This is a genomic window from Paenibacillus sp. N119s (assembly GCF_059447605.1).
In genome coordinates, this window is record NZ_JCAJRU010000125.1 from 1 (window position 1) to 14,696 (window position 14,696).

Below are 14,696 nucleotides of genomic sequence, written 5' to 3' on the forward strand. Positions count from 1 at the left end.
GAAAGTTTGCGTGCTTATGTTAACCAAACGGGAGTTATGTCAACAGAAGTACAGGCATAAGGATGAAGGAAAAGGAGGAGCGCGTTATGGATATGTCCTTTCATGCTACCACCATCTGTGCTGTACGCCATAATGGCAAAGGAGCTATTGCGGGTGATGGGCAGGTAACGTTCGGCAACAGTGTTGTGATGAAGCAAACGGCTAAAAAAGTACGTAGATTGTATCGTGGTCAGGTCGTGGCGGGATTTGCGGGTTCGGTGGCTGATGCTATCACATTGTTTGAAAAGTTTGAAAATAAGCTGGAGGAACATCATGGTAATCTTCAACGGGCTGCTGTAGAACTGGCCAAGGACTGGCGGCAGGATCGTGTCTTACGCAAGTTGGAAGCGTTGATGATTGTGATGGATACAACCGGGATGCTGCTCATTTCTGGAGGCGGAGAAATTATTGAACCAGACGATGATGTGCTGGCCATTGGCTCAGGTGGTAACTTTGCATTGGCAGCTGCCCGTGCTTTCAAACGTCATGGCGATGGTATGGAAGCAAAGGACATGGCAAGGGAAGCGCTAGAGGTTGCTTCAGAAATATGTGTGTATACGAACAGTCAGATTATTGTGGAAGAATTGTAAGTCGGCTCTGAGTATTCAAGGGTGGAGGAATGCAAAATGAATAATCAATCGTTGACGCCCAGACAAGTGGTATCCGAGCTGGATAAGTATATTGTCGGACAAAAGGAAGCTAAAAAATCTGTGGCTGTTGCCTTACGCAACCGTTATCGTCGTAGTAAGCTACCGGATGATATTCGGGATGAAATTGTGCCTAAAAATATTTTGATGATCGGACCGACAGGTGTGGGTAAAACTGAAATTGCCCGCAGACTTGCGCGGCTTGTAGGGGCTCCTTTTGTCAAGGTGGAGGCGACCAAATTTACAGAAGTGGGTTACGTCGGTCGTGATGTGGAATCCATGGTGCGTGATCTGATGGAAACCTCTATCCGTATCGTCAAGTCGGAACGAACAGAGAATGTAAAAGACAAAGCGGAGGATATGGCCAATGAACGGATTGTCAATATCCTTGTACCTGCAGAAAAGTCGAATAAATCACAACGCAATCCCTTTGAAATGCTGTTTGGCAATAACACAGGCCCTTCGGTAGAAGAAGAACCAACCCAACAGGACGGAACCTTGGCAGAGAAGCGACGTAAGGTTAAATTTGATCTGTTGTCCGGTAAGCTTGAGGATGATGTTATAGAGATTGATGTGGAGGATACCGCACCCAATATGCTCGATATGTTTGCCGGGCAAGGGAATGAACAAATGGGTATGAATATGCAGGAGATGTTCGGAAGTTTTCTGCCCAAGCGGACGAAGAAACGCAAGCTACCCATCAAGGAGGCTCGCAAGGTACTGATTCAAGATGAAGCAGCCAAGTTGATCGATATGGATGATGTGATTCAGGAGTCTGTAAAGCGTGCTGAGCAATCCGGTATTATCTTTATTGATGAAATAGATAAGATTGCCAGTCAAGGTAAGGGAAGCGGGCCAGATGTGTCGAGAGAAGGAGTCCAGCGCGATATTTTGCCTATTGTCGAGGGCTCTACCATTATGACTAAATACGGCCCAGTAAGAACAGACTACATTCTGTTTATTGCTGCAGGGGCTTTTCATGTAGCTAAACCATCAGATCTGATCCCTGAGCTTCAAGGCCGTTTCCCAATCCGAGTGGAACTAAGTAGTCTGACCTTGGATGAGTTTGTGTCGATATTGACGGAACCTAAAAATGCGCTGACCAAGCAATACACCGAATTGCTCCGTACCGAGGAAATAGAAGTCGAATTTTCTGCGGAAGCGATCCGTGAGATTGCTAGTATTGCCGAGTCTGTTAACCGCAACACCGAAAATATTGGCGCCCGGCGTTTGCATACCATCTTAGAGAAGCTGCTGGAGGACCTGTCATTTGAGGCCCCGGAGCTTACATTGGATCGTATGATCATTACACCGGAGTATGTGCGTGAGAAGCTGGGGGATATTGCCCAAAACAGGGACCTTAGTCAGTATATTTTATGAACTGAGTGTCTAAAAATAGGGTGTGAGGTCCAGAATAACACTATCTTGCACCGTCGTTTAGTCCTAGATACAGGTTAAGTTGATGATTTTTCTGTCTATTCCAAAAGTAGGACGTATAATCTATTACAGGTGTAAAGTGCTAAGAAAACATTCATTTTCTTGAAAAAAACCTGAAAAATTTAACAATTTATGCATCTAAAGCCCTCTTTTTTAAAAAAGATAGGGCTTTTTTCTTATTGTAATTAGGTCCCAACTCTACGAAACTTAGAATATATGACAGAAAGTTAAGATTTTCTACTTAAGACCTAAAAGAAATGTATAATTATGAAATTTTATTGTCGAAAAAAAGTGAAAAATCTTGTTTTATTGAATCTTACTTTGTAGTAGACGCTGGAGGGAGGAGCTAAATGAATCTGCTGGGTGATCTAAGCTTTCAAAAGCTTCAAGCAGGTGTACAAGCAGCCAATACTAGACAACGTGTGATGGCTGATAATATTTCCAATGCGGACACTCCGTATTTTAAGCGTTCGGAGGTTTCATTTGAAGAACTGCTTCAGCAGCAAATGGACGGTGATGTGACACCACTGCGTGGAAAGGTAACCAATTCAAGACATTTTCAAATAGGACCTGTGAACTCCATTCCTGATGCCACGGTCATCAAAGATGGGTACTCGGTCATGAATAACAACATGAACAACGTAGATATAGACAGAGAAATGAGTCTTATGGCTGAAAATCAACTAAGATATAATACCTACATCCAAGAAATTAATGATCGAATCAAAATGATGAGAACAGCGGTAGAAGGGAGATAGGACCAGGTGAAGATCAACAACGGTTTTGATATAAGTGCGTCTGCTCTTACGGCCCAACGGTTGCGGATGGACGTTATATCGAGCAACATCGCCAACGCAGAGACAACTCGGGCGAAGGTGGAGAATGGACAAGCAATTCCATATCGAAGAAAAACGGTTGTTCTGGAGCCGAACCAATCTGGCTTTGCCGATGTTTTGAAGGCTCAAATGGAAGGAAGCAGTACAAGCGCCGCTGGCGTTAAGGTTGCTCAAATTCAGGAAGATCAGTCACCTTTGAAGCCAGTGTACAATCCGGGTCACCCGGACGCTGATAAAGATGGCTATGTATATATGCCTAATGTAGACATTATGAAAGAAATGGTCGACATGATTTCCGCAACACGCTCATACGAAGCCAATGTAACAGCCCTGAATGCTTCAAAGGCGATGGTTTCCAAAGCGCTTGAAATCGGTCGCTAAGTTTTAGGACTACTAACTACTTAATAGGGAGAGTAAAACATGATTCAGAACGCCATGTTTAATGTACAGACACCGGTAATACAGCAGATTCAATCGCCTAACAATGAGTTGACGAAAGCGACGCCTTCCGAATCCTTGAAGGATTTTGGTTCCTTCCTAAAGGATGCTCTCAATGAAGTAGGGCAGCAGGAAGCCGCTACACACCAGATGTCCGACCAATTCATGGCAGGCAAAGTTGATGTGGATCAGGTCATGATCACTTCACAACAAGCGCTGCTTTCCCTGCAGCTTACTACACAGGTCCGAAACAAAGCGATCGAAGCCTATCAGGAGATCATGCGTACACAGATGTAAAGTGAGGGTTTAGCAAAGTTTCGGATGGGGTGACGGAGTGAACGAGAGAATCGCCCAATATCGGGATAAGATTTCCGGTTATTGGAATAATTTCAGCAAAAAACAGAAGATATTACTTGTTTCGACATTAGCATTCATCATAATCGCCATTGTAGTGCTAACGATGCAGTTTACCAAAACCGAGTATGAAGTGGCCTTCCGGGATTTAAATGCAAATGATGCTGCCGGAGTCATTAAATATCTCGATTCTGCGGGTATACCGTATCAGCTTAACGCTGGTGGAACACAAATTTCAGTCCCAACTGCAAACGCGGACAAGGCGAAAGTAGATGTTGGGTCTCAAGGCCTGATTCAGAAGGGATCAATTGGCATGAGTGCCTTTGATCAGTCCTCATCGGCCATTGGCATGACGGAGAACGAGTTCAATGTGAAGTACAACAACGCATTGAACGGCGAAGTACAGCAACTGTTGGAACGGATGGATGGTGTCCAAAGCTCCAAAGTTGTTATTAATATGCCAAAGGAAAACATTTTTGCCGGACTTGAAGAAAAGGACAAAGCCTCTGCTTCGATTCAAATGGAATTCGAACCTGGCTTTACTCCCACTCAGCAGGCAATCGACGGATATTTTAACCTGGTAAAAACGGCTGTACCGAATTTGCCAGTAGAAAACATTACGATCACCAATAAGGAATATGAGTTGATTCCAACGGCCAAGGGCGGCCAAGGTGGACTCACGAGTGGTGTTCAGGAAAACATGGCTCTACAGAAGAAGTTTGAGAGCGATGTAAGGAACAATGTTCAACAATTTTTGTCGAAAATTGTTGGAGACGACAAGGTAAACGTGCTGGTTATGTCCCAACTGAATTTCGACAAAGTAACATCCAAGGAACAAATGGTCACACCTGTTGACCAAACGAAAATGAAGGGTATTGAAATCAGTGCCCAACAAATTCAGGAAAGTTATACGGGTAGTAGTGGACAAACCGGAGGAGTTGCAGGGACAGGAACGCAGGATGTCCCGGGTTACCCTGGGGGAGCCAATTCCGGCAATACCAGCTCGGATAAGAGCTCAAGTACGATTAACTACGAAGTTAACCGGATTGCAAGGGATATAATCCAAAGTCCGTACACTGTAAAAGATTTAACCATTAATGTAGCAGTTGAACCACCAACAGGTCAGCAAACGTTGGATACTGCAACTCAGACAGCAATTCAAAATATTTTGGTTAATATTGTAAGAGCATCGCTGGCGAATTCCGGTACTACTTTTACAGACGCAGATTTGGCTAAAAAGGTTTCAGTATTCTCGCAAGCTGCTCCGGCGCCTACGAGTACCAATACATTCTTCTCAGCTTCCAACCCGTGGATGTGGGGCATCGGAGCTGCAGTTCTGGCACTGTTGGCGGGTGTAATCTTCTTCATCGTACGCAGTCGTCGTAATCAGGAAGAAGAGTTGGATGAAGAATTGCAACTGATGCCAACGCCGACGGAATTCCCGTCCATTACAATGGAAAGTGTGACAAATGAAAGTCAAGTGCGTAAACAGCTTGAAAGTCTGGCGAAAAAGAAACCCGACGAATTCGTCAATCTGCTTCGTACATGGCTGGCTGACGAATAGAGGTGAGTTCATTGGCAAAGGCAAGCAGTCAAGGTTTAACGGGAAGACAGAAAGCAGCTATTCTTTTGATCACAATGGGGCCAGAAGTATCTGCTCAAATATTCAAGCATTTGCGTGATGAAGAGATCGAGCAACTTACATTGGAAATTGCTAATGTACGGAAGGTCGATGCCATTGAAAAAGACTCCATTATGGCCGAGTTTCATCAAATTTGTCTGGCTCAGGAGTACATTTCCCAAGGCGGTATTAATTACGCCAAAGAAATATTGGAAAAAGCGCTCGGATCGCAAAAAGCAGTTGAGGTCATTAACCGTTTGACAGCGACATTACAGGTGAGACCTTTCGATTTTGCTCGTAAGGCTGATCCGAACCAAATATTGAATTTTATACAGAATGAGAATCCGCAAACTATTGCTCTCGTGCTTTCATACTTGCAGTTTGAGCAAGCAGCGGCAATTCTATCGTCCCTGCCACAGGAAAAGCAGGCGGATGTGGCCCGGCGCGTTGCTGTCATGGACAGTACATCTCCGGAAGTCATCTCTCAAGTGGAACGAGTATTGGAGCAAAAGCTCTCGGCAACTGCGACGCAGGATTACACGAATGCAGGCGGTATCGAGTCTATCGTTCAGATTTTGAACGGTGTAGACCGTGGAACCGAGCGTACAATTCTCGACTCGCTTGAAATTCAAGATCCTGAACTGGCTGAGGAAATCAAGAAAAGAATGTTCGTATTCGAGGATATCGTCAATGTGGACAACCGGTCCATTCAACGCATTATCCGCGACATCGACAATGCAGACTTGCAATTGGCGCTTAAAGTGTCCAGTGAAGAAGTTCGCGATGTAATTTTCCGAAATATGTCGAAACGTATGGCAGAAACCTTCAAAGAGGAAATGGAGTACATGGGACCGGTGCGGCTGCGTGATGTGGAAGAAGCACAAACACGTATCGTATCAACGATCCGCAGATTGGAAGAGGCCGGTGAGATTATAATCGCACGCGGCGGAGGAGATGACATCATTGTCTAACTTGATTAAATCTTTCCAATATGTGCCTGTAGAGGCTTTGAAAACGATTGATGTGGCACATACATATGTGCCAGAAACGACAGATGAAGAAATTTCAACCGAATATACGGAGCCGGAGCCCAAGCGAGATTATGAGGCAGAACGGCTCCGAGATGAAATGCTGAATGATGCTAAGGACTTTGCCGAACGTCAGGTACGCGAGGCGGCTGAAGAAGCGGAACGAATGCTTCAGGAAGCACAACAGCAGATTGAAGATTGGTGGCAGGAACGACGCGAGCATGACGATCAGTTGATTCAGTCGATAAAAGCAGATGGATTTCAACAAGGATATGAAGAAGGCCAGAAGTTGGCCGAAGCCGAGCTTCAGACGAAATCGGAGCAGATGATGGAAGAAGCACAAGATATTCTGCGTCAGGCCTATGAGATTAAGGAACAACTGATTCAGGAAGCCGAGCCTTTTCTGGTTGAACTGAGCAGTGCAATTGCCGAGAAGGTTATTGAAAAACAGCTCAGTCTTGAGCCGGAATATACGATTGAGTTAATTCGTAAAAATTTGGCTCGTAAGCGAGAAAAAGGAATCATTACACTGTGTGTATCGCCTCAGCATTTCGCATTTGTGCAAGGTGCACGGGAAGAATTGTCGTTATCTGTCGATTCGCAGGCAGAACTGCAAATTATTCCGGATGGCACCGTAAAAGATCGCGGTTGCGTTATCCGTTCTTCCTTTGGAAGCGTGGATGCGCGAATCGATACGCAATTAGCTGAGATTAAAAAAGAACTGCTGCGTCTAGCACATGAAAATGAGGAGCGAAGACATGAAGGGGCTTAATGCGCAGCGCTACATGGATCATTTGCGACAGCTGGACCCGGTTCGGGTGAATGGCAAGGTTACACAGGTTATCGGCTTGATGGTTGAATCGGAAGGTCCTGATGCCAGTATCGGGGATGTTTGTTATATTTATCCTGGCAAAGCGACCAAGCCATTGCAGGCAGAGGTTGTTGGCTTCAGAGACAATAAAGTGCTTCTGATGCCACTTGGGGAACTACAATCCATTGGTCCTGGTTGTGATGTTGTAGGAACAGGGAAACCGCTGAATGTACAGGTTGGATCGGAGTTGTTAGGCAAAGTGCTGGATGGTTTGGGTCAGCCTTTGGACGGATCACTGATTCCCTCGCGAATGGCGAGATATTCAACTTTCAATATCCCGTCTAATCCACTGAATCGTCCGCGTGTGCAGGAACCCATTAGTATCGGAGTACGTGCAATTGACGGATTGCTTACGATTGGTAAAGGACAACGGGTTGGTATTTTTGCAGGCTCGGGTGTAGGTAAGAGTACTTTAATGGGTATGATTGCCCGTAATACGGAAGCAGATGTGAACGTAATTGCCTTGATCGGAGAACGTGGGCGCGAGGTGCTGGATTTTATTGAACGTGATTTGGGCCCAGAGGGACTAGAACGCTCTGTAGTTATTGTGGCCACTTCCGACCAACCGGCGTTGATCCGCATTAAGGGTGCACTTATTGCAACGACGATAGCGGAATATTTCCGGGATCGCGGGTTGAATGTCATGCTGATGATGGATTCAGTTACCCGGTATGCGATGGCCCAGCGTGAAGTTGGTTTAGCGGTAGGGGAGCCGCCAGCGATGAGAGGATACACACCTTCTGTGTTTGCTAGTCTGCCTAAGCTGCTGGAACGTGCAGGGACAGGTCCTACTGGCTCCATAACCGCATTTTATACAGTGCTGGTTGATGGTGACGACATGAACGAGCCGATCGCGGATGCGGTGCGTGGGATATTGGATGGACACATTGTCTTGAACCGTGGGATTGCAAACAAAGGACATTTTCCCGCAATTGATGTGTTAGCAAGTATTAGTCGGGTCATGAAGGACATTGCACCCAGAGATCAGATAGAAGCGGCCGAAAATATTAAGCGCTTGATGGCCATTTACAAAGATTCAGAGGACCTCATTAATATTGGGGCTTATCAACAGGGCTCGAATGCAGAAATTGACGAATCTATGGAGCGCATACGGGATATATGGGATTTTACAAGACAAAGAACAGATGAAAAGTCCGAGCTGGACGAGGTACGGGAACGTTTGATTTCTGAATTTACGAGGAGATGAAGGTTGAACGATGAGATTTCAGTATTCCTTTCAAAAAGTTGTAGACTTGAAAACGAACGAAAAGTCACAGGCTGAATGGATGCTTTCCAGTGCAGTTGGACAATTGCAGGCTGAGGAGCAGACATTAACACAGCTTATAGGCGAAAGGAATCGGGTCATATCAGCCATTCAAAAGGCTGCCGAAGATTGCGCGCCACTCTCTAGCATTCAGGAATTACAGGCTTATGTCAATCATCTGGATCAATGTATTACACGCAAGCATAGGGATGTTCAATATGCGCAGCAAAATGTGCAAAGCAAACAAACCGTTTTGACCGATAAAATGCTGGATGAACAAGTTTGGCTGAAAGCAAGAGAGAAGGCCAACGTGAAATTCCAACAGGAAATGCTCCTGCGCGAGCAGAATGAGCTGGATGAAATGGCTTCCGTGCGATTTGCCATGAAAGCCCGGTAAGCGGAACGTCATAGGATACGCATATCAGCTGCCTGAGGAGGAAGACGATGGCACAGAAGTTAGCAGATAATGAACTGGATATGGATTTAGAAAAAGAATCAGGCGGTGGATTTGAACGGTTTTTGTTTTTCCTGATTCCGATTGTTTTCACAATTGTTCTGGTCGGGGTCCTGCTTACATTGTTCAATATGGACTTCAGAAGTGAAATGATTTCGTTAGGGAGTAAAATTCCAGTTGTTAAAAATTGGATACCTGAACCAAAGGACAAAGCGACCCAAACAAAAGAGGCTGATCAGAAGGCACAGTCTGAAAGTTCTGAAGCAACCATTCAGCAGTTAAAAGCAGATTTGGCCAAGCAGACGGAAGAACTCAAAAAGGCTACCACGGCTAAGACGACACAGGATAAGAAGGTTACTGAACTTCAGAATCAGGTCAACACGCTGCAAACGCAACAGGGACAACAGTCGCAGACGGGTCAACAGGGACAGATCAGCCAGCAAGGGCAAGCAGGTACGCAAACTACAGGTGGAACAACAAATGAAGATCCTTATGTAAAACAGACCAGAGAACTTGCCAGCATGTATGAAGGAATGACGGCAAGTAAAGCGGCACCGATCATGGAGAACCTGACTACGGAAGAGACTGTGCAGCTATTGAGCTACATGGACCCTGCTAACAGTGCGAAGATTTTGCAAAAGATGGATGCTAAAAAAGCAGCGGATATTACGATGGCTCTGAAAAACGTAACGCCGTCTACGGATTTATCGGTAGCTGCGTTGCAGTCCCGTCTGAAAAAGGATCAAGGAGCTACCGCCGGAACGAAGAGTAAAAGTCTGCAAAGCACTCAAATCAGCAGTACATTTGCGTCGATGGACAAGAAAAGTGGTGCCGAACTTATTTTACAAACATACAAAATCAGTCCGGATAAGGCATTAAACATATTAAATACAGTAGATGATTCGACACGTGCTTCTTTATTGCAAAATATGTCTGCCAAGGATGCAGGCCAGACCGCGAAAATTTTGAATAAACTGATGGGCAATAAGTAGTTTGAATTGAAGGGAGGTGAAAAAAATATGACCCTGATTTCTCAAAGTGTAACTCTTAGCTCTAGTCAAACAGCTAGCGGTACGACAGCATCAACTGCGAGTACAACCACGGCTGCTGGAGCAACCACAGGTGCTTTTAATCAAACACTGACACAAATGATGACAGGCGGGCAAACGGGCTCAGCAGGAACAGATGCAAATGGTTCTCCATTAGTTATGGTACTACCGCTTATTGCAAACGGAGAATCTGCAGAAGCTCCAACCGAGCCGCTGGTTGAAACCTTGGCTCCTCTGCTGCAAAATCTCGAAAAGTTGGATGATCAGGTAATTTCTGATCCTGCTCTGCTTGCAACTCTGCAATCGTGGATTCAGCAAGTGCAACAGTTTTTGCAAGGCAATGGAACAAATCAACAAGCAGACGGCGTGGAAGCAACAGAGGCTTCAGGCTTAACAGCCTTGGCAGCTAATCCTGCAACTCTTCGGTTTGCACTACAGGACGCTTTATCACAACTTGCTAATGTAGCAGAGCAGGCTTCGGGCGACCAAAAGGCTAAGGTGACACAGTTACTACAATCGCTTCAAAGCGCAACAGCTGGGACGGGGGCTATTCCCGATGAACAGTGGAATGGGGTAATGAAAGCTGTGGAACTTGCTGATCGTGGGGATTCACAAGCGGTTAAGCCTTCTGCACAACGGGCAAATGGTGCTCAGACATTAACTGCAGCTTCTACAAATAAACAGGTTGCTCCTCAGCAGCAAGCAAGTCAAGGTGAAACGAGTCAGCAAGGCGCAGAAGGACAACGTTCATCAACGAATCTTCTCGTTCAGTCCGCAGTTAAAACGACTGCAGCAGATGAAGCAAGTACATTCGTAGATGCAGCTGAGCAAGCGGATCCGGCGACAACTGATAATCAGACTCCGGTGATCACGACAGCAGGGCAGCTTTCGGTGCAAACACAAGGAACTACACCTTCGGCTCCAGCTCAACCCGTCGTACATGTACGGCAATTTGCCAAGGAAATGACTGAGTTTGTAGTGCAGAAGCTTGATATTGTAAAGCACACGGGTTTGACAGAAGCGACCATCATGCTTCGTCCAGATCATCTGGGCCAGCTGGAGGTTAAGCTGACAATGCAAAACGGACATTTGGTTGCACAGTTCATGACTGAACACAGCGGGGCGAAGGATTTGCTGGAACAGCAAATGTCGCAGTTGCGTGCAAGCCTTCAAAACCAAGGCATCCAGGTAGATAAAGTAGAAGTAACGCACAATGAGTCGCTATCCTCTCATATGTATCAGGATGGCCGCGGTTCTGGAGCTAATCAGCAGCAGCAATCTAACCAACGTTCTAAAGCTCGAGGCAGAGAAGAGAGCGAGGATGCTCTGAAGGTAGCTGAAATGACAGAAGAGCTTCGTAACTGGACAGCAGAACAACGTGCAGATGACATGAATCGGACAGGCTCCTTTACAGCACAAGCGTAATGATGGAGGTGAAAACACAATGACGACTACAGACAACAATGTATCCACCAGTAACGTCTGGCCGAATTACAATGTAAATAATGTTAAAACAGCAAGCGCCAAGGATACGAAAACGATGGGGAAAGATCAATTTCTAAAAATTTTGATCACTCAGCTACAAAATCAGGATCCCATGCAGCCTTTGGAGGATAAAGAATTTGTCGCCCAAATGGCACAGTTTTCCTCGGTGGAACAACTAATGAACATTTCTACGCAGTTGACTGCTTTGGGACAGTCTTTGGGGACAGCTTCCGGTTTGATCGGAAAAGAAGTCAGCTGGATTGAGCCAGGTAAAAAGGATCCCCTTACAGGTGAAGCAGGCGCAGGTACTGTAAAAAGTGGAATCGTAGATTCCATCGTTGTTCGCGACGGTGTGCAGTATGCCAAAATGGGGGCGGCTGAGGTGGCATTAAAAGATGTAACATCGGTAAGCCAGGCCAGCACAACGGCTCCCGCTACAGAGACGTCAGGTACTTCAGATACTCCATCTTCTTCCTCCACCGGAAGCGGTGAGAATTCATGAATGACAGGATAACGGTCGGACGCCTTTTTCCTACCAACGTTCCTCCGGCAGCGGTCACTCAAAACCGAGTAAATTCGGTAACAAAGGATACCAAACCGTTCGGTCAGGTGTTGCAGGAACAGGTGCTCAAGCTCAGCAATCATGCTGCCAAGCGGCTGGAACAGCGGGGAATAGAATTGAAAAGTGACCAAATGGAAAAAATCAACTCTGCTGTGGATAAGGCTGCTGCCAAAGGTGCCAAAGAATCTTTAATTTTAATGCAAGATATGGCCTTGATTGTTAGTGTGCCTAATCGAACAGTTGTTACTGCGATGGACAAGCAGTCCATGGAGGATAACGTATTTACGCAGATAGATAGTGCTGTAATTATTTCATAAAAATAATACGAAATGGCTGGCCCGAATCAGGAAAGCCATCATAAAAGCCGCGGATCGACTGATGCGGTCAACTAAGCAACCAATCAGAGGAGGATTTATACTCAATGTTGAGATCAATGTATTCAGGTGTATCGGGCATGAAGGGCTTTCAAACAAAGCTGGACGTTATCGGTAACAACATTGCAAACGTAAATACTACAGGCTTTAAGTCCAGCCGGGTGATGTTCAAAGACATTTTGAGCCAGACAAGTTCAGGAGCAAGCGCACCGAACGATACGACAACTGCAGGGCAAAATGCCAAGCAGGTTGGTCTGGGGGTATCAGTCAGCTCCATTGATACATTACATCTTCCAGGTAGTGCAATGACCACCAATAATCCGACAGATTTGCGGATTAACGGTGACGGATTTTTCATGGTCAAAATGAATGATGCACAGGTAGACCCTTACCTGACTCGTGCGGGTGACTTCCACGTGGATGCCAACCGGAATCTGGTGACCTCCGATGGATTTTTCGTAGTGGATGGAGGTGGAACTCCAATCACACTTGAAGACAATGTTGCTTCGTTCTCTGTCTCGCAGGACGGCACGATTGTACAGCAATTGCAAGACGGACAAGTTAATAATGACAAGCAAATTGCATTAGCAAGAGTCACGAACCCGGAAGGGTTGGAAAAAATCGGTGGAAGTTTGTACCGTACAACAGTGAACTCCAACATTGATGCTATTGAGCCAGGAGTAGCGAACACTGATGGCTTGGGAGCTATCATCTCTGGTCAGCTGGAAATGTCCAACGTTGATCTGACTGGGGAATTTACCGAAATGATCATAGCTCAGCGTGGATTCCAAGCGAACTCACGTATCATTACGACTTCGGATGAAGTGCTTCAGGAAGTTGTAAACTTGAAACGATAATCTCATTTAAACGCGGAGGAGTAGAGGCTCCTCCGCACCTATCAGGAGGTTGGTGTTACGATGATCCCGTTAACGCGGCTGAACGGCTCGCCTATGTGGCTTAATGCGCTGCTCATTGAGACTGTGGAGGAAACACCGGATACATACGTCACTTTGGTGACGGGGAAACGGTTGATTGTATTGGAAAAAGCGGCAGATGTCGTCTCCTTGATCAAGGATTACAGCCGTGAAATCGGCATCCATGCCGCCACGATAAAAGTGCAACAAATGGAGGAAGACGAATGAAGAAGATGCTGCCATGGCTCATTACAATTTTACTCGCGATTACTTTGATTGCAGGCGCGGCCTTTGTACTTATACCAGCGCTTAGCGGGAAGAAGTCGGAAGTCATACCGAATGCGCAAGCCGCTCAAGCAGAACAACTTCCAAGATTGTCAGCAGATGAATTGGTGGAAGTAAGCTCTGAAATTACCGGTATCAAAACGAATTTGGCAGATGCAGATTACATTGTGCAGATGAATCTTGCTTTTCAATTGAACGATGCCAAAGCAAAAGAAGCCTTTGAAAAAATCAAGGACATTAGTATTAAACCGATCGTTATTCAATTACTTGCAGACACCAAACCTGATGAGCTCAGAACGGCTAAAGGCCGGGATCAGTTCAGTGACAAGCTGACGGATCTCATCAATAAGTCGCTCCCTGAAGGTCACCTGGGGAACGCCAAAATTACAGACTTTTTGCTGGCAGCCATTTGATTCCAGGTGATTTTGTCAGGAACACGTAAGGGGGTGAATAACATTGGTGGATGTACTGTCACAAGGGGAAATTGATGCCCTTTTAGCAGCTCTCTCGTCCGGTGAAATGGATGCGGAAGAACTCAAAAAGGAAGAGACCCAAAAGAAAGTTCGCGCATATGATTTTAAAAGAGCGCTTAGGTTTTCCAAGGACCATATACGAAGTCTGACGCGGATACACGAGAACTTTGCACGGTATCTGACCACTTATTTTTCAGCACAGCTTCGTACTTTTGTCCAGATTAATGTCGTTCAGGTGGAGCAGCTTCCATATGATGAATTCATTCGCTCCATTCCGAAAATGACCATATTAAACATTTTTGAAGCTGAACCACTGGAAGGCCGAATGGTGCTTGAGGTTCACCCGAACGTAGCTTATGCCATGCTGGACAGGCTTCTCGGAGGAACAGGTTCGGCACCAACCAAGGTTACCGCATTGACCGAAATCGAGACGACGATCATGGAGCGAATTTTCAGCCGTACCTTTGATAGCCTGCAAGAGGCTTGGAAAACGGTACTGGATATTGAACCACGCCTAGAGGCTATGGAAACGAATCCGCAGTTCATGCAGATTGTTTCGCCGAAT

18 protein-coding genes are annotated in these 14,696 nt (G+C 45.8%); all 18 read left to right on the forward strand.

From position 1 onward, the window contains the following. Positions 1–86: 86 nt before the first annotated feature. On the forward strand, positions 87–629 hold the full coding sequence (hslV, locus tag AC5V8P_RS15065; RefSeq protein ID WP_063208966.1) for an ATP-dependent protease subunit HslV: 543 nt from the start codon (positions 87–89) through the stop codon (positions 627–629). A gap of 36 nt (positions 630–665) precedes the next feature. Continuing rightward, entirely contained in the window at positions 666–2,066 is a 1,401-nt protein-coding gene (hslU, locus tag AC5V8P_RS15070) for an ATP-dependent protease ATPase subunit HslU (protein WP_064798109.1), read from the forward strand. A gap of 407 nt (positions 2,067–2,473) precedes the next feature. Beyond that, the gene (gene flgB / locus AC5V8P_RS15075) at positions 2,474–2,881 is read left to right on the forward strand and encodes a flagellar basal body rod protein FlgB (RefSeq protein WP_063208962.1); all 408 of its coding nucleotides are present in this window, start codon (positions 2,474–2,476) and stop codon (positions 2,879–2,881) included. A gap of 6 nt (positions 2,882–2,887) precedes the next feature. After that, positions 2,888–3,340, forward strand: coding sequence for a flagellar basal body rod protein FlgC (flgC, locus tag AC5V8P_RS15080; RefSeq protein WP_063208960.1), 453 nt, complete (start codon positions 2,888–2,890; stop codon positions 3,338–3,340). A gap of 39 nt (positions 3,341–3,379) precedes the next feature. Further along, entirely contained in the window at positions 3,380–3,694 is a 315-nt protein-coding gene (fliE, locus tag AC5V8P_RS15085) for a flagellar hook-basal body complex protein FliE (protein WP_007430020.1), read from the forward strand. Between the two features lie 37 nt (positions 3,695–3,731). Then, on the forward strand, positions 3,732–5,315 hold the full coding sequence (gene fliF / locus AC5V8P_RS15090) for a flagellar basal-body MS-ring/collar protein FliF (protein WP_064798108.1): 1,584 nt from the start codon (positions 3,732–3,734) through the stop codon (positions 5,313–5,315). An 11-nt stretch (positions 5,316–5,326) separates the two neighbouring features. Then, entirely contained in the window at positions 5,327–6,343 is a 1,017-nt protein-coding gene (fliG, locus tag AC5V8P_RS15095) for a flagellar motor switch protein FliG (protein ID WP_013370674.1), read from the forward strand. After that, complete coding sequence (locus tag AC5V8P_RS15100) at positions 6,336–7,172, forward strand: FliH/SctL family protein (RefSeq protein WP_063208948.1); 837 nt, start codon at positions 6,336–6,338, stop codon at positions 7,170–7,172. Before fliG ends, AC5V8P_RS15100 begins: the two co-directional genes overlap by 8 nt. After that, the gene (gene fliI / locus AC5V8P_RS15105; RefSeq protein ID WP_064798107.1) at positions 7,159–8,478 is read left to right on the forward strand and encodes a flagellar protein export ATPase FliI; all 1,320 of its coding nucleotides are present in this window, start codon (positions 7,159–7,161) and stop codon (positions 8,476–8,478) included. Before AC5V8P_RS15100 ends, fliI begins: the two co-directional genes overlap by 14 nt. Positions 8,479–8,488: 10 nt before the next feature. Further along, positions 8,489–8,932, forward strand: coding sequence for a flagellar export protein FliJ (gene fliJ, locus AC5V8P_RS15110; protein ID WP_063208944.1), 444 nt, complete (start codon positions 8,489–8,491; stop codon positions 8,930–8,932). A 47-nt stretch (positions 8,933–8,979) separates the two neighbouring features. Next, positions 8,980–9,981: a magnesium transporter MgtE N-terminal domain-containing protein gene (locus tag AC5V8P_RS15115; RefSeq protein WP_064798106.1), complete on the forward strand. Its 1,002-nt coding sequence runs from the start codon at positions 8,980–8,982 to the stop codon at positions 9,979–9,981. Positions 9,982–10,008: 27 nt separating this feature from the next. Continuing rightward, on the forward strand, positions 10,009–11,463 hold the full coding sequence (locus tag AC5V8P_RS15120) for a flagellar hook-length control protein FliK (protein ID WP_063208940.1): 1,455 nt from the start codon (positions 10,009–10,011) through the stop codon (positions 11,461–11,463). 19 nt (positions 11,464–11,482) lie between these two features. Next, on the forward strand, positions 11,483–12,025 hold the full coding sequence (locus AC5V8P_RS15125) for a flagellar hook capping FlgD N-terminal domain-containing protein (protein ID WP_064798105.1): 543 nt from the start codon (positions 11,483–11,485) through the stop codon (positions 12,023–12,025). Further along, positions 12,022–12,402, forward strand: a complete 381-nt coding sequence (locus AC5V8P_RS15130) for a TIGR02530 family flagellar biosynthesis protein (protein WP_064798104.1) — start codon at positions 12,022–12,024, stop codon at positions 12,400–12,402. Before AC5V8P_RS15125 ends, AC5V8P_RS15130 begins: the two co-directional genes overlap by 4 nt. A gap of 104 nt (positions 12,403–12,506) precedes the next feature. Continuing rightward, positions 12,507–13,316: a flagellar basal body rod protein FlgG gene (flgG, locus tag AC5V8P_RS15135; RefSeq protein ID WP_063208934.1), complete on the forward strand. Its 810-nt coding sequence runs from the start codon at positions 12,507–12,509 to the stop codon at positions 13,314–13,316. Between the two features lie 60 nt (positions 13,317–13,376). Beyond that, the gene (locus AC5V8P_RS15140; RefSeq protein WP_007430031.1) at positions 13,377–13,601 is read left to right on the forward strand and encodes a flagellar FlbD family protein; all 225 of its coding nucleotides are present in this window, start codon (positions 13,377–13,379) and stop codon (positions 13,599–13,601) included. Then, the gene (locus AC5V8P_RS15145; protein ID WP_013370684.1) at positions 13,598–14,071 is read left to right on the forward strand and encodes a flagellar basal body-associated FliL family protein; all 474 of its coding nucleotides are present in this window, start codon (positions 13,598–13,600) and stop codon (positions 14,069–14,071) included. The genes AC5V8P_RS15140 and AC5V8P_RS15145 overlap by 4 nt, the downstream gene beginning before the upstream one ends. Before the next feature lie 43 nt (positions 14,072–14,114). Then, the coding region (gene fliM / locus AC5V8P_RS15150; RefSeq protein WP_495473705.1) for a flagellar motor switch protein FliM at positions 14,115–14,696 on the forward strand (582 nt) is incomplete at its 3' end.

What these genes read in the sequence shown, in the direction of transcription:
- fliE (WP_007430020.1), top strand. Translation starts at nt 3,380, where the DNA reads ATGATTCAGAACGCCATGTTTAATGTACAGACACCGGTAATACAGCAG.
- flgB (WP_063208962.1), top strand. Translation starts at nt 2,474, where the DNA reads ATGAATCTGCTGGGTGATCTAAGCTTTCAAAAGCTTCAAGCAGGTGTA.
- AC5V8P_RS15130 (WP_064798104.1), top strand. Translation starts at nt 12,022, where the DNA reads ATGAATGACAGGATAACGGTCGGACGCCTTTTTCCTACCAACGTTCCT.
- flgG (WP_063208934.1), top strand. Translation starts at nt 12,507, where the DNA reads ATGTTGAGATCAATGTATTCAGGTGTATCGGGCATGAAGGGCTTTCAA.
- fliI (WP_064798107.1), top strand. Translation starts at nt 7,159, where the DNA reads ATGAAGGGGCTTAATGCGCAGCGCTACATGGATCATTTGCGACAGCTG.
- hslV (WP_063208966.1), top strand. Translation starts at nt 87, where the DNA reads ATGGATATGTCCTTTCATGCTACCACCATCTGTGCTGTACGCCATAAT.
- AC5V8P_RS15115 (WP_064798106.1), top strand. Translation starts at nt 8,980, where the DNA reads ATGGCACAGAAGTTAGCAGATAATGAACTGGATATGGATTTAGAAAAA.
- AC5V8P_RS15120 (WP_063208940.1), top strand. Translation starts at nt 10,009, where the DNA reads ATGACCCTGATTTCTCAAAGTGTAACTCTTAGCTCTAGTCAAACAGCT.
- AC5V8P_RS15125 (WP_064798105.1), top strand. Translation starts at nt 11,483, where the DNA reads ATGACGACTACAGACAACAATGTATCCACCAGTAACGTCTGGCCGAAT.
- hslU (WP_064798109.1), top strand. Translation starts at nt 666, where the DNA reads ATGAATAATCAATCGTTGACGCCCAGACAAGTGGTATCCGAGCTGGAT.
- AC5V8P_RS15145 (WP_013370684.1), top strand. Translation starts at nt 13,598, where the DNA reads ATGAAGAAGATGCTGCCATGGCTCATTACAATTTTACTCGCGATTACT.
- fliJ (WP_063208944.1), top strand. Translation starts at nt 8,489, where the DNA reads ATGAGATTTCAGTATTCCTTTCAAAAAGTTGTAGACTTGAAAACGAAC.
- AC5V8P_RS15140 (WP_007430031.1), top strand. Translation starts at nt 13,377, where the DNA reads ATGATCCCGTTAACGCGGCTGAACGGCTCGCCTATGTGGCTTAATGCG.